Source organism: Pseudomonas cerasi, from assembly GCF_900074915.1.
Taxonomy (GTDB): domain Bacteria; phylum Pseudomonadota; class Gammaproteobacteria; order Pseudomonadales; family Pseudomonadaceae; genus Aquipseudomonas; species Aquipseudomonas cerasi.
Map to the genome: position 1 here is coordinate 3688792 of NZ_LT222319.1, position 21287 is coordinate 3710078.

13 protein-coding genes are annotated in these 21287 nt (G+C 62.5%); 8 read left to right on the top strand and 5 right to left on the bottom strand.

Translation table 11 applies throughout. From position 1 onward, the window contains the following. Positions 1–6: 6 nt before the first annotated feature. The 3 genes from PCPL58_RS18810 to PCPL58_RS18820 form a co-directional block, all read right to left on the bottom strand. Positions 7–7884: a non-ribosomal peptide synthetase gene (locus tag PCPL58_RS18810; protein WP_065350148.1), complete on the bottom strand. Its 7878-nt coding sequence runs from the start codon at positions 7882–7884 to the stop codon at positions 7–9. After that, complete coding sequence (locus tag PCPL58_RS18815; protein WP_065350149.1) at positions 7881–11291, bottom strand: non-ribosomal peptide synthetase; 3411 nt, start codon at positions 11289–11291, stop codon at positions 7881–7883. Before PCPL58_RS18815 ends, PCPL58_RS18810 begins: the two co-directional genes overlap by 4 nt. 407 nt (positions 11292–11698) lie before the next feature. After that, entirely contained in the window at positions 11699–12676 is a 978-nt protein-coding gene (locus PCPL58_RS18820; RefSeq protein ID WP_003436569.1) for a TauD/TfdA family dioxygenase, read from the bottom strand. A gap of 296 nt (positions 12677–12972) precedes the next feature. Here PCPL58_RS18820 and PCPL58_RS18825 point away from each other — a divergent pair, with 296 nt between their 5' ends. Genes PCPL58_RS18825 through PCPL58_RS18860 form a run of 8 tightly spaced genes read left to right on the top strand, consistent with a single transcriptional unit; the run spans position 12973 to position 19173 of the window. Then, positions 12973–14196, top strand: coding sequence for a PepSY-associated TM helix domain-containing protein (locus tag PCPL58_RS18825; protein WP_044308433.1), 1224 nt, complete (start codon positions 12973–12975; stop codon positions 14194–14196). Next, positions 14193–14738, top strand: a complete 546-nt coding sequence (locus PCPL58_RS18830; protein WP_044308434.1) for a hypothetical protein — start codon at positions 14193–14195, stop codon at positions 14736–14738. Before PCPL58_RS18825 ends, PCPL58_RS18830 begins: the two co-directional genes overlap by 4 nt. Then, positions 14735–15067 carry a hypothetical protein gene (locus PCPL58_RS18835; protein WP_065350150.1) on the top strand — a complete coding sequence of 111 codons (333 nt, stop codon included), beginning with the start codon at positions 14735–14737 and terminating at the stop codon, positions 15065–15067. Before PCPL58_RS18830 ends, PCPL58_RS18835 begins: the two co-directional genes overlap by 4 nt. After that, a complete protein-coding gene (locus tag PCPL58_RS18840; protein WP_065350151.1) occupies positions 15064–15630 on the top strand; it encodes a DUF6162 family protein in 567 nt (188 codons plus the stop codon). The genes PCPL58_RS18835 and PCPL58_RS18840 overlap by 4 nt, the downstream gene beginning before the upstream one ends. Before the next feature lie 35 nt (positions 15631–15665). Beyond that, positions 15666–16595 (top strand): metal ABC transporter substrate-binding protein, encoded by a 930-nt coding sequence (locus tag PCPL58_RS18845; RefSeq protein ID WP_044308436.1) that lies wholly within the window; start codon positions 15666–15668, stop codon positions 16593–16595. Next, positions 16592–17356: a metal ABC transporter ATP-binding protein gene (locus tag PCPL58_RS18850; protein ID WP_044308437.1), complete on the top strand. Its 765-nt coding sequence runs from the start codon at positions 16592–16594 to the stop codon at positions 17354–17356. The genes PCPL58_RS18845 and PCPL58_RS18850 overlap by 4 nt, the downstream gene beginning before the upstream one ends. Continuing rightward, a complete protein-coding gene (locus PCPL58_RS18855; protein ID WP_003348835.1) occupies positions 17356–18255 on the top strand; it encodes a metal ABC transporter permease in 900 nt (299 codons plus the stop codon). Before PCPL58_RS18850 ends, PCPL58_RS18855 begins: the two co-directional genes overlap by 1 nt. Next, positions 18256–19173, top strand: coding sequence for a metal ABC transporter substrate-binding protein (locus tag PCPL58_RS18860; protein WP_065350152.1), 918 nt, complete (start codon positions 18256–18258; stop codon positions 19171–19173). Between the two features lie 340 nt (positions 19174–19513). Here the strand turns inward: PCPL58_RS18860 and PCPL58_RS18865 are convergent, their stop codons facing one another. Together PCPL58_RS18865 and PCPL58_RS18870 are read right to left on the bottom strand one after the other, a co-directional pair. Further along, positions 19514–19732, bottom strand: coding sequence for an MbtH family protein (locus PCPL58_RS18865; protein WP_003304661.1), 219 nt, complete (start codon positions 19730–19732; stop codon positions 19514–19516). Positions 19733–19813: 81 nt separating this feature from the next. Beyond that, on the bottom strand, positions 19814–21226 hold the full coding sequence (locus PCPL58_RS18870) for an aspartate aminotransferase family protein (protein ID WP_044308439.1): 1413 nt from the start codon (positions 21224–21226) through the stop codon (positions 19814–19816). Positions 21227–21287: the final 61 nt, after the last annotated feature.

Genomic DNA, 21287 nt, shown 5'->3' on the forward strand with positions numbered 1-21287 from the left:
CTCCTGCTAAGCAATCAAATTATCAATTTCCTCCGCTGATAAACGTTTGAGTGCCTCCAGTGATTTAGTCAATTCGTCCTGCGCGTGGCCACTTTCGCCATTTTTTTCGTGCAGCGTGGCGCTGAAGTCCGCCAGCACCGGTTGCTCGAAGACATCCTTGAGGCTGACCTCGTGCTGCAACTGTTCGCGCACCCGCACGAGCATCTGCACCGCCAGCAGCGAATGCCCGCCCGACTCGAAGAAGTTGTCACTGCGACCGACCCGCTTGATCTTCAACACATCGGCCCAGATCGCTGCCAGTTGCTGCTCCAGCTCGCCTTGCGGGGCGCTGTAGGTGGCCTGCAACTGACTGGCGTCCGGCGCAGGCAGCGCCTTGCGGTCCAGCTTGCCGTTGGCGGTCAACGGCATGCTGTCGAGGACGATGAAATGGGTAGGCACCATGTAATCGGGCAAGTGCGCCCTGAGTCGGCTTTTCAGCGTTTCACGCAGGGTTGTCTGATCCTGATCAGGCTCGGTAGGCACCAGGTACGCCGCCAATTGCCCGTCCAGCGCCAGCACGCTCACTTCGCGCACGGCCGGGTGCGCTTGCAGCCGCGCTTCGATTTCGCCCAGCTCGATGCGGAAGCCGCGAATTTTTACTTGATGGTCGATGCGCCCGGCGTAGTCGATCATCCCACCAGCCCGATAACGCGCCAGGTCGCCGGTGCGGTAAAGGCGGCCGCCGTCGTTGGAAAACGGGTCCGGCACAAAGCGTTCGGCGGTCAGCGCCGCGCGGTTGTGATAACCCCGCGCCAGACCGGCATGACCGATGTGCAGTTCGCCGCTGCAACCCAGGGCAACCGGGTTGAAATCAGCGTCCAGCACATACCACGACAGGTCGGGAATCGCCTCGCCAATCGGGCTGGCCGGGTTCTGCGTGTCGGCCAGCGTGATCGGTCGATAGCTCACGTGCACCGTAGTTTCAGTGATGCCGTACATGTTGATCAGTTGTGGTGCTTGATCGCCAAAGCGCTCGAACCACGGCTTCAGGCTGGCGACGTCCAGCGCTTCGCCGCCGAAGATGACTTTTTCCAGTGACATCGGTACAGGCGAATCACACGCCACACGCATCAACTGTTTGAACGCCGACGGTGTCTGGTTGAGCACCGTGACCTGCTGTTCGACCAGCAGCGCGTGGAAATCTTCCGGCGAGCGGGTTACTTCGCGCGGCACGATGACCAGTCGGCCGCCATGCAGCAGCGCGCCGAAAATCTCCCAGACCGAGAAGTCGAAGGCAAAGGAATGGAACAGCGTCCACACGTCCTTTTCGCTGAATGTGAACCAGTCATCCGTCGCGGCGAACAGGCGCATCAGGTTGTGATGGGCGAGCAAGGTGCCTTTGGGTTTGCCGGTCGAGCCCGAGGTGTAGATCACGTAGGCCAGGTTGTCCGGCGCGGTCTGGTTGAGCGGATTTTCCGTGCTGTAACCGTTCAGCGCATCAGCCAGGTCGAGCGTCTGCACCTGTTCGGGGATTGGAATTTTGCCAAGCAGCGGCGCCTGGGTCAGTAGCAGTTCGATACCGCTGTCGTGCATCAGAAAGCCCAAGCGATCCTGCGGGTAATCCGGGTCCAGCGGTACGTAAGCGCCACCGGCCTTGAGGATCGCCAGCATACCCACGATCATTTCCAGACTACGCTCAGCGGCCAGCCCGACGCGAACATCCGGACCGACGCCCTGCTCACGCAGTTTATGGGCCAACTGGTTGGCGCGGCAGTTGAGCTGTTGATAGCTCAGTTGCTCGTCACCGAAGCTCAGAGCGATGGCCAACGGTGTGCGCTCGGCCTGGGTTTCAATGCGTTGATGGGCGCACTGCTCGCTCGGGTAGCGCTGCACGCTTTGCGTCCAGGCGGTTGGCAATGCCAGTTCGCCGAGTCGCGTGGTTGCCGATGCGCAGAGACTCTGCAGCAGGTGATCGAAATGCGCCGCCAGTTGCAGAATGCCTTCGGCGCTGAAGTGCTGGCGGTCGTAGCTGAAACGCACCGACAGCACCTCATTGGCCTCGACCACCAGGGTCAGCGGGTAATGCGCCTGCTCCTGATTGCGCAGGTCGTTGAAGGCCAGACCGTCCGGCGCACGTTGCAGGGCTTCGGACACCGGGTAGTTTTCGAACACCAGAATGGTGTCGAACAACGCCTCGCCACTGTTGCGCGCCCAGCGCTGGATGTCATACAGCGGCGTGTGCTCATGCTCGCGCAGGGCAAGGTTTTTCGCCTGTACCTGATGCACCCAGTCGGCCACCGTCTGCTCGGCACGCGGGCTGGCGATGACCGGCAGGGTGTTGATGAATAGCCCCAGCTGTTCTTCGACACCCTGCAACTCGGCCGGACGCCCGGCCACGGTCGCGCCAAAGGTTACGCTGGACTGGCCGGTGTAGCGTTGCAGCAGCAACAGCCAGGCCGATTGCAGCAGCGTATTGAGGGTGACGCGCTGCTCGCGAGCAAATTCGCTCAAACGTCGGGTGCCGTCGCTGTCGATCAGCTGGATGTAGTCGCCGTAGCCCTGCCCCTCGGCCGAGGACTTGAACGCTTGCAGCAAGCGGGTCGGCTCATCCAGTTCCGCCAGCTCCGCAGTCCAGAAACGCTCGCTGAGGGCGGCATCCTGATGCTGTAGCCACTGAATGTAATCACGATAGCGACCCGCCTGTTTCGCTGGCATCTGCCCGCTGTAGCGTTGCAGCACTTCACCGAGCAGGCGCGAGCTGCTCCAGCCATCCATGAGGATATGGTGGCTGGTATACACCAGATGCCACGCGTCTTTGGCGGTGCGCAACACGGCCAGGCGTAACAATGGCCCTTGCGCCAGATCGAAGCCTTGCTGACGGTCGGCCTGCGCCCAGTCGCCGAGCCAGCTTTCTGGCTGACCGCGCGCATCCAGCTCGACAAAAGGCACCTCGACCTGACGCTGCACCACTTGCAGCGACTGCTCGCGCTGGCTGACAAAACCGCTGCGCAGCACGTCGTGATTGTCCACCGCGGCCTGCCATGCATCGCGGAAACGCGGCACATCCAGCCCGCGAATGTCCACCCGCAACTGATTGATGTAGTTGCCCGCGCCTTCATCGAACAGCGAATGAAACAGCATGCCCTGCTGCATCGGCGACAGCGGGTAGATATCCTCGATCTGGTCCGCAGCAATCGGCAGATCGTCAAGCTGCGCCTGGGTGAGGCGCGCCAGCGGGAAGTCCGAAGGCGTGACGCCTTGATGCCCGGCCGTGCAATGTTCGATCAGGGTGGTCAGCGCCTGCTCGTAGCGACGCGCCAGGGTGTCGATGGTCGAGGCGTGATACACCTCGCGGCTGAAGCTCCAGTCCAGTTGCAACTGGCCGTCGAACACCTGACCGTTGAGGCTCAGCCAGTTGCCCAGCGGCCCGTCCTCGCACAGCGCAGTGCCTGAACTGTCGGCACTCGGTACGAACAGCGCGCCTTGGTGTTCGTTGAAGCTGCCGTCGAACTGGCCCAGGTAATTGAACGTGACCCGCGCCTGCGGCAAGGCAGCCAACTGCTGCGCGAAAGACGCCTCGCCCATATAGCGCAACACGCCGTAACCAATGCCCTTGTCGGGCACCGCACGCAATTGCTCCTTGATGCCGCACAGGCTTGCACCTGGCGCGATCTGCGGCGTGAGGCGCACCGGAAACAGGCTGCTGAACCAGCCTGCGGTGCGGCTCAGATCGGTATCGTCGAACAGGTCTTCACGGCCATGCCCTTCCAACTGGATCAGCACCGAGGGCTGCTGGCTCCATTCGCAGAGGACCTGGGCCAGCGCCGTCAGCAGCAGATCGTTGACTTGCGTGCGGTACGCGGCGGGCGCGACTTTCAGCAGCTTGTGGGTCAGGTCCCGGCTCAGCCAGGAAGAGGCATGCGCCGCGTCGCGATTGCGCATCGTGCCTTCGGGCTTGTCGCGAGGCAGTGGCTGGTCTTCGCCCTGCAAGGCCTGCAGCCAGTAATCGCGCTCGGTGTTCAGCTTCTGGCCGGTCGCATACTGTTGCAATTGCTCGGCCCAACGCTTGAGCGACGTGGTCTTTGCCGCGAGTGCTACCGGCTGGCCCTGCGCCAGGGTGAGGTACGCCTGTTGCAGGTCCTCCAGCAGCACCCGCCATGACACGCCGTCCACCACAAGATGGTGAATCACCAGCAACAGGCGCTGTTCGCCTTGTGGCAGGTTGATCAGCACGGCACGCAGCAGCGGGCCGTTTTTCAGGTCCAGGCTGCGCTGCGCCTCATCAGCCAGCTCAGGCAAGCGCTCGATGCTGTCCAGTTCATGGGTCCAGAGCAGCTCGCGAGTGTTCAGCGCGCCGAAGGTGGCCTGCCATTGGCCGCTCTGCTGGGTGAAACCCAAGCGCAGTGCGTCGTGCTGTTCGACCAGCGCAGTCAATGCAGTCTGAAGATAAGTGGCCTCCAGCGTTTGCAACGGCTTGAGCATCAGCGCCTGATTCCAGTGCTGACGCTCGGGAATGTCCAGCTCGAAGAAACGCGCCTGAATCGGCAGCAACGGCAACGAACCGCTGATCTGCTCTGCCACGGCGGCGGGCTTCTTTTGAATCAGTTTCGCCACCGAGGCCAGTTGGCCGATGGTCTGCTTTTCGAACAGCTGCTTGGGGCTGAGCTTGATGCCCTGACGCTTGGCGCGGGCGATGATCTGCAGACTGAGAATCGAATCGCCGCCCAGCTCGAAGAAGTTGTCGGTGCTGCCGACCTGTTCCAGCTTGAGGACATCCGCCCACACGGCGGCGAGCTTTTCCTCGATCTCGCCGACTGGCGCGGTGTAGCGCTGTTTGACCACGCCAGGCTTAGGCAAGGCGCGCTTGTAGAGCTTGCCGTTGGCGGTCAGTGGCAGACTGTCCAGCAGCATGATCTGCGCGGGCACCATGTAGTCCGGCAAGCGCGCAGCCAGTTGCTCGCGCAAGCTGTCGACACTCAGGTCAGCCCCGCCTGCCGCCACGCAGTAGGCCACCAGTTGCAGGCGGGTCTGATCGTCATCGATGGGCAACGCCAGTACGCTGACCTGCGCCACCGAAGCCAAGCCCAGCAACACCCGCGCGACCTCTGCTGGCTCGACACGATAGCCGCGCACTTTGACCTGATCGTCGGCCCGGCCGATGAACTCCAGCAGGCCCTGATGAGTGCGGCGCATGCGGTCGCCGCTGCGGTAGACCCGCATGCCGTCGCCCGCGAACGGGTCCGGCACGAAGCGCTCGGCGGTCAGCGCGGGCTGGCCGATATAGCCCAGCGCCACGCTGTCGCCGCCGATGTACAGCTCGCCGGCAACCTGAGTGCCCACAGGGTTCAACACGTCGTCCAGCACATAAGCACTGGCCCCTGGCAACGATGTGCCGACTGGCACGCTGCGCAGAAGGTCGCCAGAGTTCACCCCAGTGGATACACATACATCCTGTGGGAGATACACATCCTGTGGGAGCGACATCAGCACCTCATAAGTCAGCACACCAACCGTGGTTTCGCTCGGCCCGTAGTGGTTGATTACCCGGCAACCCGGCTTGAGCTGACGCACCTGCTCGATCAGCGCGGGCGAGCAGGCTTCTCCGCCGACAATCAGCGCATGCTGCGGCAGTACGTCGGCTGTCCGGCCGGCCTGCAACAGCGCGGCCAGATGACCGGGGACGATTTTCAGCACGCCCACCTGATGCTCGGCCATGTAGGCCGAGAAGGCATCCGGATCGAAACCCAGCGCCTCGGTCAGCACGTGCAGCGTGCGTCCCGAACACAGCGCGCCGAACAGTACGGTATGGCCGAGGTCGGCGGCGATGGTCGAGACCAGCGCCATGCTTGCCTCGGGGGCCAGTTGCAGCTGTTCCAGCAGGCCGCGCAGGTAACTGGCCAGCGCACCCTGGCTGACCAGCACCCCTTTTGGCTGGCCAGTCGAGCCGGAGGTATGAATCACATAGGCCGCCGAATCGGCTGAAGACAGGATGTCGGGGCGGCTGACAGGCAGGTCCTGCCACAGCGCAGGCTTCCAGGTCAGGCCCTGACAACCGGCAACACCCAGTGACGTCTGCCGCACATCACCCTCGGCACACAGCAGCACCCCGGCCTGCGCATTGACCAGCATCTGTTGCAGTCGCGCATCGGGGGCTTTGACGTCCAGCGGCATGTACACGCCGCCGGCCTTGAAAATCGCCAGCACGACCGTCAGCCAGTCCAGCGAACGCTCCATCAATACTGCGACCGGCTGGCCCTCGCTGATGCCCATGCGGATCAGGTGATGAGCCAGCTGATTGGCGGCCTGCTCCAGTTGCAGCGTGGTCAGCGTGCGCTCCAGGCAGCGGGCTGCCTGGGCATGAGGTTGCCGTTCGACCTGTCGGTCCCAGAGTTGCAGCATCTGCGGTGCGGGTTCGCGAGCGTCGCGCCTTGGCTCGACCGCGAGTGCTCCCAGGCTGAACAGCGGTGCCTGCGGCGCGTCGAGCAGGGTTTCGAACAGCGCTAGCAGTTCAGGAATAAAGCCTTCGACGGTCGAGCGTCGATACAGGTCGCTGGCGTAGGCCATGTCGCCGTGGATCAGTGTGCCGTCGTCAGTGATGTCCAGCGCCAGGTCGAAATGCGCGCCCTGTTTGTCGAAGGCATACTCGCTGACCTCCAGCCCGGCCAGCCTCAGCGCAGTTTTCTGCTTGAGGATCACGTTCTGGTTGAACTTGGCCTGAAACAGCGGGTTATGGCCCAGGCTGCGCTCGGGCGCCAGTTGATCGACCAGTTGCTCGAAGGGCACGTCCTGATGCGCCTGCGCACCGAACGAGGTGTCGCGAATCTGCGCCAGCAGGTCAAGGTAGCTTAGGCGTTCGTCCACTTGGCAGCGCAAAACCTGAGTATTGATGAAGAAGCCGATCAACCCTTCGGTTTCCGCACGACCGCGGTTGGCATTCGGCACGCCGATGCGGATATCGCGCTGCCCGGCCTTGCGCGACAGAAACAGCGAAAAGCCGGCCAGCACCAGCATGAACAGGGTCATGCCCTGCGTTCGCGCAAAGGCGTTGAGCCGCTGCGACAGGTCAGCACCGAAATCGAAGCGCAGATGCTCCCCCTGGTAGCTCTGCGTGGCCGGACGCGGGAAATCCGGTGCGGCGTCCAGCAGCGGTTGCTCTTCGCCCAATTGGTTACGCCAGTAGTCCAGCTGACGTGCGCCCTCACCCGCCTCCAGCCAGCTGCGCTGCCAGATCGCATAATCGGCGTATTGCAGCGGTAGTTCGGGCAGCGTGGGCTCACGGCCTTCGCAGTACGCCTGATAGCAGTGCACGAACTCCTGAATCATCACGTCCATCGACCAGCCGTCGGAGACGATGTGGTGCATGCTCACGACCAGCACATGTTCATCGTCCGCGAGGCGAAACAGGTGCGCGCGCAACAGCGGCCCCGTGCGCAGATCAAACGGTTGGCCCGTGACGGTGGCCACTCGCAGCGCCAGCTCGGCATCGCGCAGTTCGACATCGGTCAAACCGGCCAGATCGATACACTCCAACACGATTGTCTGGTCGTGCAACAAGACTTGCTGCGCCTGATCGCTATCAGTGTGAAACACCGTGCGCAGCACCTCGTGGCGCTCGATCAGGTGATCGAACGCACGACGCAACGCCGACTCATTCAACGTGCCGTGCAGACGCAGGCCGGTGGTCATCTTGTAGGCGTCGCTCGAGGGATCGAGCTGCCAGAGGAACAGCAGGCGTTGCTGAGCGAAGGACAGCGGAATGGCGCTGACATCATGCCGACTGACCGGCACCGGCAACAGGCTGAAATCCTTGCCTTCCTGGCGCAACCGGGCGAGGAACTGCTGGCGTTGCTCCAGCGACAGGCCGACAAAACGTTTCGCGATGCGTGCAGCAGTGGTCCCGGTCATGCGCCGAATTCCTCCAGTGAATCCATGAACTGGTCCATGTCGCTCCAGTCGTTGTCCGTGCTGTTGTCGGTCAGCGCTGCCACTTCGACGGCGAGCTCACTGAGCAGCGGCTTTTCAAACAGAGTGCGCAGCGGCAGGCTGATGCCCAACTGCGTCTTGATCCGGGCGATGACTTGCGCGGCGAGCAGCGAATGCCCGCCCAGTTCGAAAAAGTGATCGTCCAGACCCACCTGAGGCGCATGCAGGACGTCCTGCCAGATGGCCGCCAGGCAGATTTCCACCTCGCTGCGCGGCGCCCGATAACGCGCCTGCAACTGGCTTGAGTCGGGGGCTGGCAATGCCTTGCGGTCCAGCTTGCCGCTGGGCGTCAGGGGCAATTCGGGCAACAGCAGCATGTGCGTCGGCACCATGTAATCCGGCAGGCAGGCTTGCAGCTGGATGCGGATGCTTTGGCGCAGGGCCGACTGTTTGGCCTCTGTGGTGGCGGCAATGTCCGGCACGGCGTAGGCGACCAGCTGCGTGCCGCCCGCCAGTTCGACGGCCAGCACCACAGCCTCGTGCACGCCCGTGCATTGCTGCAGGCGCGATTCGACCTCGCCCAGCTCGATACGGAAACCGCGAACTTTCACTTGATGATCGACCCGGCCAATGTACTCGACAGCGCCATCGGCGCGCAGTCGGGCGCGGTCGCCGGTACGGTACAGGCGCTCACCGCTGACAAACGGATCGGCGACGAAACGTTCGGCGCTCAGGCCGGGCTGGGCGTGATAACCCCGCGCCAGACCAGGACCGCCGATGTACAGCTCGCCCACCGCACCTTGCGGCAGCAGGTTCAATTGATCGTCGAGAACGTACAGGCGTCGTCCTGCCAGCGCCTGACCGATCGGCACGCCGCGCCAGGACACCTGCGGCGGGGTCAGCGTGCTGCAATCATGAATGCTCGACACCACGGTGGCTTCGGTCGGGCCGTAGGTATTGAGCAGGCGTACATGCCCCAGCCCTGCCTTGTGCCACAGGCGCAGACCTTCCACGGCCATGGCTTCGCCGCCGACATGCACCTGGCGTAGCGCGCCGTAATGCGCGGGCGGGCTGGCGGCGAAGTCCTGAACCAGCGTCAGCCAGTAGGCCGCTGGCAAGTCGGCGAGGGTCACGCCGTGCTCGACGATGGTCTGATGGAAGGTGGCACTGTCCCACAGGCGTTCGTCACGCAGGACAACGGCCGCACCGCGACACAACGGTGGGTAGAACTGCTCGACGAAGCCATCGAAGCTGTGGGTGGCGAATTGCAGGACCCGGTCGCTTTCGCGCAGGTCACTGTAGTCCGCCCCCAGGGTGACGAACTCGGCCAGCGCCGCATGACTGATCGCCACGCCTTTGGGCCGCCCGGTCGACCCCGAGGTGTAAATCACGTAGGCCAGACTGGCCGGATCGATCGGGCCGTCGAGGTTTTGCACGCTGGCGGCTTCGCTGCTCATCCGATCGATGCACAGGCATTGAATGTCAGCCGGTTCAGGCAGCCTGGTCAGCTGATCACTGTGGGTCAGCAGCAGTTTCACGCCACTGTCCGCCAACACATGACGCAAGCGTTCGCTCGGCGCATTCAGGTCCAGCGGTACATAAGCGCCGCCAGCCTTGAGCACGGCGAGCAGCGCCACGGGCATGTCCAGCGAACGACCCAGCGCCACGCCGACCAGCACGTCCGCGCCGACACCTTGCTCACGCAGTTGCCAGGCCAGACGGTTGCTGCGCTCATTCAGTTCGGTGTAACTCAGGCTGGGCGCCTGGCCTTCACCGGCGAGGATCAATGCCGGGGCGTCCGGTGTGCGCTGCACTTGCGCTTCGAACTGGCGATGCGCGGGGGTTGTGGTGTCGGCTTTGGTGGCGCTGTCGACATCCAGCAGTTGCGTGCACTCGTCGGCAGAGAGCATCGACAGTTCGGCGATGGTCTGCAGCGGGTCAGCACACACCGAGGCCAACAGGTTGCGCCAGTGCCCGGCCAGACGAGCGATGGTCGACTCGTCAAAAATGTCGGTGGCGTAGGTGAAGGCGGCATGCAGTTGCTCGCCTTCACCGCTGGTGGCCAGCATCAGGTCGCTGGCGGCGGCGTGCGAGCGTTGCGCCAGTGCCTGTTGTTCGGCAGGCAGATTGGCCACGCGCAAGCCGCCGCTCAACTGCTTGTCGAGCAGGTCAGCCACCACCGGCTGGTGATTGAACATCACCTGAAATAACGGGTTATGGCTCTGACTGCGCTCCGGCTGCAGGGCGTCGATGATGGCGTCGAATGGCAACTCCTGATGCGCCTGGGCACCGGTCGAGGCATCGCGGACGATATTCAACAGGTCGACGAAGCGGGTCTGCGCCGTCACTGCACTGCGCAGTACCTGAGTATTGATGAAGCAGCCGACCAGCCCTTCGGTTTCGCTACGGGTGCGGTTGGCGATCAGACCGCCGACACGGATATCGGTCTGCCCGCTGTAGCGATGCAGCAGGCTTTTGAAGGTCGCCAGCAGCACCACGAACAGGGTTACGCCCTGGCGTTGCGCGAGGCTTTTCAGGTTGCGCAGCAGCTCGGGCTCCAGTGCCAGCTCCAGGCGAGCGCCGTCGTGGCTGGGCAAGGCCGGATAGGGACGGTCGGTGGGCAGCTCCAGCAGCGGATGCTCGTCGCCCAGGTGGCTGCGCCAGTAGTCCAGCTGACGCTCCTGCTCACCGGCTTCCAGCCAGCTGCGTTGCCAGACCGCGTAATCGCGGTACTGCACAAGCAGCGGCTGAAAAGGTAGCGGTTTACCGGCCAGCAGCGCGTCGTAGCCGCGCAGCCATTCGTCGATCAGCACGTTCATCGACCAGCCATCGGTGATCATGTGGTGCAGGTTGAGCAGCAGCAGGTGCTCCTGTTCGGCCAGACGCAGCACCTGCACGGTGAACAGCGGCCCGCGCTGCAGATCGAAGGTTTGCGCGGCCTGTTCGGCGATGGCCTGACGCGCACTGGCCCAGCCCTGCCCGGGCGGCAAAGCGCTCAGGTCGGTCAGGCGGATGCTCACTGGCGCTGGCGGCGCGACACGCTGAAACGCCCGGTCGCCCTCCTGGCCGAAGGTGGTGCGCAGGCTTTCATGTCGCTCGACCAGCGCACTGAAGGCCCGCTCCAGCAAAGGCAGCTCCAAAGGACCGTTCAGGCATACCGACATCGGCAGGTTGTAGGCCGCACTGTGCGGGTCCAGTTGCCAGAGAAACCACATACGTTGCTGGGCATAGGACAGACCGTCACGCTCGGCCAGCCCGGCACAGGAAGGGATCGGGAACAGCGAGAAATCCATGTTCTCCTTGCGCATGCCATCGAGGAACAGGCGGCGTTTTTCAAGGGGTAACTCGACAAAGCGGCGAGCGAGTTTCTGGGCGTGTTCGGGGTTCATGGGTCGATCCTTGCTGAGTGGGGCTGACCGTCGGGCGGGGTCGTATCAACAAGAACGAATTGGCGAGGAAATATTTAGAAAGGTTTCTCGGGGGTGAGGCTCTGCATTGCACCGCGCACTGAAGAGAGGACGCAGAGCGTCCAGAACTGCATGCCTACGCGGAGCGCAGGCATGATAATCACAAGCCGGACAACCATCGTTACGCACGCTCACGCGTGGTAATGCCACATGCCATGTTGTGGGAGCGAGCTTGCTCGAGAAGAGGCCATTGCGCACTCTGCGACTATCGTCCCCACGCTCTGCGTCACACAGCGGCTCTGTGACCTCAGGTAGATTGAGGTTCGACTCAGGTCACCTTTTCGCCCCTCGGCGACCTACTTTGATGGGGCCAAAGCAGGCAAAGGCGTTTACTTATCCGAATGCCCCTGTGCCATGGCCACCACCACTTTGCGTTTGCCGGTGAAGGGTGCGCGGGAGTGGGCGGCGAGCATGTTGTCGAGCATCAGGACGTCGTTTTCCAGCCATGGGAAGCTGACGGTGCATTCATCAAGTACGCCGCGAATTTCGTCCAGCAGGGTTTCTTCGAGGGGCGAGCCGTCGCCGTAGTAGACGTTGCGCGGCAGGTCTTCTTCGTCCACTACGTCGAGCAGGGTTTCGCGCACTTCCGGCTGCAGGTTGGAGATGTGGAACAGGTGCGCCTGGTTGAACCAGACGGTGTCGTGGGTGACCGGGTGGCGCGATATTGCCTGGCAGATCTGGCGGGTGCGCAGTTCGCCGTCGTCTTTCCATTCGCACTCGATGTTGTGCGCCCGGCAGTAGGCTTCGACCACGGACTCATCTTCGGTATTGAATACCTGACTCCATTCCACATCGAGCCCGTTGCCGTAGTTACGCACGTACATCAGTTTCTTTTCGACAAAGCGCTCGCGAATGCGCGCCGGAATACGTCGGTAGATTTCGCGGCTGTCGGCGATCGGTGTTTCGCCACCTGTCTGCGCCGCGATCATGCTGTAGAACCAGATCTTCATCGGCCATTCCAGCGTGTAGGCCTGCTCGTTGTGCAGCGGTATGCTCTGGTGCGCCGGGTACTCGGTCGAGGTGTACACGCCTTTGGTGACGTTGCTGCGCGGCGTAGAGCCGAACTCGTAATTGAGCAGCGGATCGCCGAAACCGGCGGCGAACTCGCGAAATGCCTCTGCGCCGCCCACCTCGAAGCCGCGAAACAGAATCCCGCCAGCGCTGTACAAGTGCCCGGCGACCAGAGGCTTGAGTTCGCCCAGCGCTTCCATCAAGTCCAGACCGGGCTCGGGTGCCTGTACCAGCATCGGCAAGCTGCCCGCCCCTGCCAGCAGCGGCCGGATATCCAAACTCAACGCATGACTCATGATGTCTCTCCCTTGATGGCAAAAGCGCCCGAACCCCTGCGGCCTGGCGCAACACCAATGTCCAGATTGAACGTACTGCGCCGCTGAAAAATTAGCCGTACCACCCCATTCATGGGGCATGCGAAGGCGTTCGCCCGCGCTGAAACATTTTTTTGCATTTAAAACGCAAAAAGCTCTTACAGGAATCTGGCCCTCATTCGTCTTTAACTGAATGCGAGGCCTTCATACGCCCGCGCGTACTAAAAAGAGCGCTCACCTGACGTCCGCGCCACATCGCGAATCGAGATTGTTTATCCATGTCGAAGAAGTCCCGTTCAAAAATCTGGTTTCTCGTCCACAGCTGGCTGGCCCTGCCGATCTGGTTCTTCGTGCTGATCGTCTGTGTGACCGGCACGCTGGCCGTGGTCAGCAAGGAAATCATGTGGCTGGCCAACCCGGAGATGCGTGACAACCGCCCTTCCGACGATGCCCCGCGCCTGAACTTCGAACAGATTCGCGCCACCATCGAACGCAATGAACCGGACCTGATCGTCGGCACCATCATGCAGCCGGACGGCGACTACTTCGCCTTGAGCGTGTTCATCACCTACCCCGACGGGCGTTCGGTCCCGGCTTACGTCAACCCTTACACCGGGGTGATTCAGGGCATTACCCCGTCGTTCGACTTCCGCCGCTTCACCCGCGCGCTGCACGGCTGGTGGCTGGTGCCGTTTACCAACGGTTATTCGTGGGGCTGGTATCTGGTGTCGATTCTCGGCCTGCCATTGCTGGCATCGCTGGTGACCGGGCTGGTGGTCTACAAGAAATTCTGGCGCGGCTTTTTCAAACCCGTGCGTTTCAGCCAGGGTCCACGGATTTTCTGGGGCGACCTGCATCGCCTCAGCGGCGTCTGGTCGATCTGGTTCATTGCGGTGATTTCCATTACCGGCACATGGTTTCTGATCCAGGCGATTCTGGGCGACAACCAGATCAGTATTTCCAGCAAATCCCAGGTCGCGTCGATCATTCCGCACAGCGCCGTGCCGCTGACTGCCGACGGCAGTCCTGCGCCAACCATCAGCCTGGAGCGCGCCGTGGAAATCGCCAAGGAGCGGATTCCGGGCCTGGAAGCCAGCTTCATCACGCCGCCGTTCAATGCCTACAGCAACATGCAGGTGGGTGGACGCAGCTGGTATCCATTGATGTTCCAGACCGCCGAAATCAACCCGTACAGCGGCGAGATTGCCGCGTCACACCTGCTGTCGGACCGCAACAAGCTGGAGTTCGTCACCGAGTCCATGCGCCCCCTGCACACCGGCGATTTCGGCGGCATCTGGATCAAACTGATCTGGGCATTCTTCGGCCTGCTGCTGAGCATGATGGTGCTCAGCGGCCTGTTGATCTGGAGCAAACGTACTGCCCTGGCGACGCTCAACGCCCTCAAGCGTGAAGCCCGAACCCGCCCGGCAACGGCCGCTGCAACCCCACGAAACACCACGCCCTCGCCGCTGGCGACCCGCACCCCGGAGAACAGTCTGTGAGCAAGGCCGCCGCTGTTGCACAACCTGCATCGTCACTGAGCCGTTTCTGGCACAAATGGCGCTTTCATATCAACGTGCTGCTGGTGCTGATCCCGCTGGGTTTCATGCCCAAGTACTTCTCCGACAACGCGCTGGACCGCGGTGATCAGGGCCTCGGCCAGCGCGAGGTCGGCGAAATTCAGGTCGGCCCGTGGAGCCTGCGTCTGGCAGAGGACCGCAACGAAGCGCCGCGACTGTCCGGTCCTTCGGGCTACATGAAAAGTTTCAACGCTGCGCTGTGCAACGCCTGCATCGACCGGGTCAAGGCCACTTATCTGCGCATCGGCAAACCGCGCAGCCTGCGCACCGCCGGGGTGATTTTCTTCGGTGGCGGCTACCGCATGAGCGCCTTCATGCAGATCGCGCAAAACACCGATCCCGACGCCGAGCTGTGGATCACCATGGAAGGCTGGGACGGCGCCGTGCATCAGACTTCCATCCCCCTGCAACAGGCTTCGCCCAGCACCGTGGCGTGGCTGAAAAAACAAGGAGCCCAACCATGAGTGCCCGCCCTTCCCTGCGCTGGCTGACGGCCAGTGCCATGTGCCTGCTTGGCCTGAGCGGCAACGCCCTGGCGCATAACCCGATGTGCGAATGCAAACAGATCGACACCGAGCAGATCCGCTGCACTGGCGGTTTTTCCGACGGCAGTGGTGCGCCGGGTGTGACCCTGGACGTGATCGGCTACGACGAAACCATCCTGGTGCCCGGCAAGCTCGGCGAAGACTCGACGGTGACCTTCAAACGCCCCGCCTCCGAGTTCTACGTGCTGTTCGACGCCGGTCCCGGTCACGTGGTGGAAATCGATCAGGCGGATATCCAGGCCCCATGAGCACACCGACCCGACACATCGTCCGTCCGGCAGGCGCCGGGCATGAAACCCTGTATGTGCTGGTGCTGTGCCTGTTGATCCTTGGCTGCGCTGCAGGCGTGATCAGCCTGCACCGTGATACCCGGGAAACGCACAGCATTGCCATCTACCAACTGGACGCACGACGCGACCTGAGCGCTGCGGAACAAGGCATTTACGCCGACCTGCGCGTGACCCTCGACGAAATCCGCCTGCTGGCCAGCGAGCAGCAGACACCGATCACCCCGCAGCAACTGGGCGACGAAGGCTTTGCGCCGTTCGCCACGGATGCCAGTTCGGTGAGCCGCGGCGATCATGCCTGGCAGATTATCAAGCAGTCCTACCTGGGACTGAGCCGGACACCAGGCGTGGCCGGTTCCTTTCTGATGCGTGTCGATTCCGGCGAGCAGCCGGACATCTGGATCAACCGCAACGCCTCGCTGGCGGCGGTCAGCGACCTCAGTGACCGGGCCTTGATCGATTCAGGCTGGAAGCAGGTCGTCGCGCAATTCGATGCTGGCGTGACCCGCCAGCACCCGCACTGAAACTCCGCACTCCTTTGAAAGAAGACCGCTCGCCCATGCCTATTTCATTCAAACGCCGTCCCTTGCTGCGCGTCCTGCTGACGGGGCTGATGATCGCCCTGCTGGCGCCGTCCAGCTTCGCCGAACCGGCCAAACGCCTGCGCATCGGCATTACCCTGCACCCTTACTACAGCTACGTGAGCAATATTGTCGGCGACAAGGCCGACGTTGTGCCGCTGATCCCGGCGGGCTTCAATCCGCATGCCTATGAGCCGCGCGCCGAGGACATCAAGCGCATCGGTTCACTGGACGTGATCGTGCTCAACGGTGTCGGCCACGACGACTTTGCCGACCGCATGATCGCCGCCAGTGAAACGCCGAACATCAAGACCATCGAGGCCAATGCCGATGTGCCGTTGCTGGCGGCCACCGGGGTGGCGGCGCGAGGTGCCGGCAAAGTGGTCAACCCGCACACCTTCCTGTCGATCAGTGCGTCCATTGCGCAGGTCAACAATATCGCCCGCGAGTTGGGCAAGCTGGACCCGGACAATGCCAAAACCTACACCGCCAACGCCCGCGCCTACGGCAAGCGCCTGCGTCAGATGCGCGCCGATGCGCTCGCCAAACTGATCAAGGCACCCAACGCCGACCTGCGCGTGGCCACGGTACATGCCGCCTACGACTACCTGCTGCGCGAATTCGGCCTGGAAGTCACCGCCGTGGTTGAACCGGCGCATGGCATCGAGCCCAGCCCGAGCCAGTTGAAAAAAACCATCGACCAACTGCGCGAACTGGACGTGAAGGTGATCTTCTCGGAGATGGATTTCCCGTCCACCTACGTCGAGACCATTCAGCGTGAATCTGGGGTCAAGCTGTACCCGCTGTCGCATATTTCCTATGGCGAATATACCGCCGACAAATACGAAAAGGAGATGGCCGGCAACCTGGACACGGTGGTACGGGCCATTCAGGAGTCAGGCGCATGACGGCCGCACAGCACCTCGACATCGCCAGCCAGGGTCCGGGCATCGAATTCAATCAGGTCAGCCTGACCCTCGGGCGCACCACGATTCTCGATCAGGTTCACTTCAATGTGCGCGCCGGCAGCGTACACGCACTGGTCGGCCCGAACGGCGGTGGCAAAAGCTCGCTGATCAAGACCCTGCTTGGGCAGACACCGCATCAGGGCCAATTGAGCCTGCTGTGGCCTGCTGCTCCAGGACTGATTGGCTATGTACCGCAGGCGCTGGAGTTCGACCGTGGCCTGCCGATGACCGTCGACGATTTCATGGCTGCGATGTGTCAGCGACGCCCGGCGTTTTTGGGCTTGTCGAAGCACTACGTGGCAGCGATTGGCGAGGCACTGGAACGGGTCGGCATGCAGGACAAGAGCAAACGGCGCATGGGCGCGCTTTCCGGTGGCGAACGGCAGCGCGTGCTGCTGGCGCAGGGGCTGATTCCTGCGCCGCAATTGCTGGTGCTGGATGAGCCGATGTCGGCGCTGGATGAGGCGGGTATTCAGGTGTTTGAGCGGTTGTTGGGCGACTGGCGCCGAAGCGGTATAACGGTGCTATGGATCGAGCACGATCTGGATGCGGTGCGGCGTCTGGCGGATCAGGTGACCGGGCTCAATCGCCGCGTATTGTTCGACGAGTCTGCCGCCACGGCACTGACGCCGGAACGCCTGCTGACGTTGTTTTCTGCTCATCCGCGCACTGCTGATGCTGTTAACGGGGGCGCCGTGTGATGGATTACGAAACGTTTCGCCTGTTCATTCAGGGCCTCGCTTCATCCGGCTATCTGCCGGAGGCGCTGGCCTACGGTTTCGTGGTCAACGCCCTGCTTGCGGGCCTGTTGATCGGCCCGGTGCTGGGCGGTCTGGGCACGCTGGTCGTGGTCAAGCGCTTTGCGTTCTTCTCTGAAGCGGTGGGCCATGCGGCACTGACCGGCGTGGCCATCGGCATTCTGCTCGGTGAGCCGTACACCGGGCCTTATGGCGCGCTGTTCGGCTATTGCCTGCTGTTCGGTATCGTCCTCAACTACCTGCGCAACCGCACCGGGCTGGCACCGGACACGCTGATCGGTGTGTTTCTCTCGGTGTCGCTGGCGCTGGGCGCGAGCCTGCTGCTGGTGCTGGCCGGCAAGATCAACGTGCACATCCTGGAAAACGTGCTGTTCGGCTCGGTGCTGACCGTCAACGGCAATGACCTGCTGGTGCTGCTCATCGTCGGTTCGCTGGTCATGGGCCTGAGCCTGCCGCTGTACAACCGCATCATGCTGGCCAGTTTTAATCCACAACTGGCTGCGGTGCGCGGTGTGGCAGTGAAGACGCTGGATTACCTGTTCGTGATTCTGGTGACGCTGATCACGGTCGCTGCGGTGAAAGTCATTGGCGCAATTCTGGTCGGTGCGTTGCTGGTGATTCCAGCGGCGGCGGCACGCCTGTTGAGTCAGTCGCTCAAGGGTTTTTTCTGGATTTCGGTCGCCATTGCAACGTTCAGCACCCTGTGCGGCATCCTGCTGCCCATCGTCTTCGACCTGCCCGTGCCGTCCGGCGCGGCAATCATTCTGGTGGCGGGCATGGCTTTCGCCCTCGCCGCCATCGCTCGCGGCACGCTGCCGAGCCTGAAAGGGAATATTGGATAAATGCCTACATTACGTACCTTGACCCTGGCGCTGGCCATGACCGGCCTGTTCAGCAACAGCCTGTATGCCGCCGACGCCAAAACCGACAACGCAAAACCGGTACAGGTGCTGGCCAGCCTGCCGATCACCTATGGCCTGGGCGAAATACTGCTCAAGGACAGTGGTGTGATGCTGGAACGCGCTGCTGCGGCCAATCTGCCGGGCTCGCGTCAGACGGCGTATTTCACCGGGCGTGGTGCCGATGCGTTGCGCGGGCTGGCCACCAACGCCGACGCGGTGATCGGCTTGCGCTCAATCTGGGCCGATGACCCGCTCTACCCCAATGCACGGCGCAGCAATATTCGTATCGTCGAGATTGATGCAGCGCGGCCGGTGGACGGCGGTTTGCCGGGGATTGCCGTGCAGCCGGGCCAAGGCACTGACGGGCTGAACAGTCAGCCGTGGCTGGCGAGCAATAATATGGGGCGCATGGCCGATGTGCTGGCGGCGGACCTGGTGCGCCTGGCACCGAGTGCGAAGCCGAAGATCGAGGCCAATCTGGCGGCGTTCAAGCAGCAGTTGCTCAAGCTGAGTGCCAGCAGCGAAGCGGCACTGGCCGGTGCAGACAATTTGAGTGTGGTGAGTTTGTCAGACCGCTTCGGCTACCTGATCAGCGGGCTGAATCTGGAGCTGATCGACACTCAGGTGTTGACCGACGAACAGTGGACGCCCGAGGCATTGAGCAAACTGAGCGCGACCCTCAAGGATAACGACGTGGCGCTGGTGCTTGATCATCGTCAGCCGCCAGAGCCGGTAAAGGCTGCAATTGAAGCGGCAGACAGCAAGTTGCTGGTATTGGGGATTGATGGCGCTGATCCGCTGGCGGAGTTGCAGGGGGATATTCAGGGGGTTATCGGGGTGCTGGCTGGCAAGGGGTGAGGTTATCGTTGCTCACGCTCCGGCAGATCTCGACGCTCTGCGTCGCACGATATCAGCTATCGTTGCTCACGCTCCGGCGTGGGGATGCAGGTCGCGACGCTCTGGGTCGCGAGAGGACGCGGAGCGTCCAGAACGGCATGACGACGCGGAGCGTCGCACGATAGTCAGTTATCGTTGCGCACGCTCCAGCGTGGGGATGCAGGTCGCGACGCTCTGGGTCGCGAGAGGACGCAGAGCGTCCAGAACGGCATGACGACGCGGAGCGTTGCACGATAGTCAAGGCTGTACCGGCCTCTTCGCGAGCAAGCTCGCTCCCACAGGACTTGTGTATAACGCTCAATCAGGCCGTCTGCGCTTCCATTTTCTGGCGCAGGCTCAGGGGGCGCATGTCGGTCCAGACTTCTTCGATGTAAGCCAGGCATTCTTTCTTGAAGCCGCTTTTGCCCACGGTGCGCCAGCCGTTGGGGATCGCCTTGTAGTCGGGCCAGATGGAATACTGTTCTTCGTGGTTGACTACAACTTGAAAGACGATGTCTTCCCGATCGAATACTGAAGTCATTGCTGCTCTCCATGTGTGTTCAGGGCTGCCGTGCCAATTCATGGCAGCTATAGGGATTGAACGTATCACTACGTCGAAAAATTAAACCTGGGCGACAGCGGCATTCAACGCGCGACCGAAGATCTCTGCCACCTCGTCGATCTGCTCGGCGGTTATGATCAGCGGTGGCAGAAAACGTACCACGCTGGCATGTCGCCCACCCAGCTCCAGAATCAGCCCGCGCTTGAGGCATTCACGCTGAATCAGCGGGGCCAGACGCGCAAATACCGGCGGATGACCCTGTGCATCGCATGCACCGGACGGGTCGACCAGCTCGACACCGAGCATCAGCCCGCGCCCGCGAATATCGCCCAGTTGCGGGAAGTCACGCTGCAAGGCACGCAAATGCCCGGACAGCCGCGCGCCCATGGCTGTCGCGTGTTCGCAAATAGAGTGCTCCTGAAGATAGCGCATTACGGCAGAACCGGTAGCCATGGCCATCTGATTGCCGCGAAACGTCCCGGCGTGTGCGCCCGGCAGCCAGGTGTCCAGCCAGGAACGATAGATCACCACCGCCAACGGCAAGCTGCCGCCGATGGCTTTGGACATGACCACCACGTCCGGGATGATCCCGGCATGCTCGAAGGCAAACATCTTGCCGGTGCGCGCGAAACCGCTCTGGATTTCATCGACGATCAGCGCCACGCCGGCCTTTTCGGTGATACGCCGCACGCCGCGCAGCCAGTCCAGATCAGCAGGGATCACTCCGCCCTCGCCCTGCACCACTTCAAGGATGACCGCCGCGGGCAATTGCACGCCAGCTTCCGGGTCGTTGAGCAGGTTTTCCAGGTAATGCAGGTTGGCGCGCACGCCCTGTTCGCCGCCGAGCCCGAACGGGCAGCGGTAATCATAGGGGTATGGCAGAAACTGCACGCCTGTACCGAGCAACGCACCCAGCGGCTTTTTCGGCCCCAGGCTGCCCATCAGGCTCAACGCGCCCTGGCTCATGCCGTGATACCCCCCCTGAAATGACAACACCGTGCTGCGTCCGGTAGCGGTACGCACCAGCTTCAACGCGGCTTCCACCGCATCGGTACCGGTCGGGCCGCAAAACTGAATCTTCGCGTCATCGGCCAGCGCTGGTGGCAGCAGGCCGAACAGGTCCTGAACGAACTGGTCCTTGACCGGCGTGGTGAGGTCCAGGGTGTGCAGCGGCAACTCGTCGGTGATCACTTGCTGGATCGCTTCGATAATCACCGCATGGTTATGCCCGAGCGCCAGGGTGCCCGCGCCTGCCAGGCAATCGATGAAGCGCCGCCCTTCGACGTCCTCGACGTGAATACCTTTGGCGCGTTTGAGCGCCAGCGGTATGCGACGCGGGTAGCTGCGTGCGTTGGACTCCTGGCGACTCTGCCGGGCCAGCAGTGGCGACTCGTCGAACTGGTAGAGCATCTCAGCCGCAGCCGGGGCAACCCGTGTCGGCTGATCATCGATAAACCTGGTAGCGACTGACATCTGTGCAACCCTCAATACGAGTCTTGAATAACCTGAAGCATGGGCGTCGGCGCATGCCGCC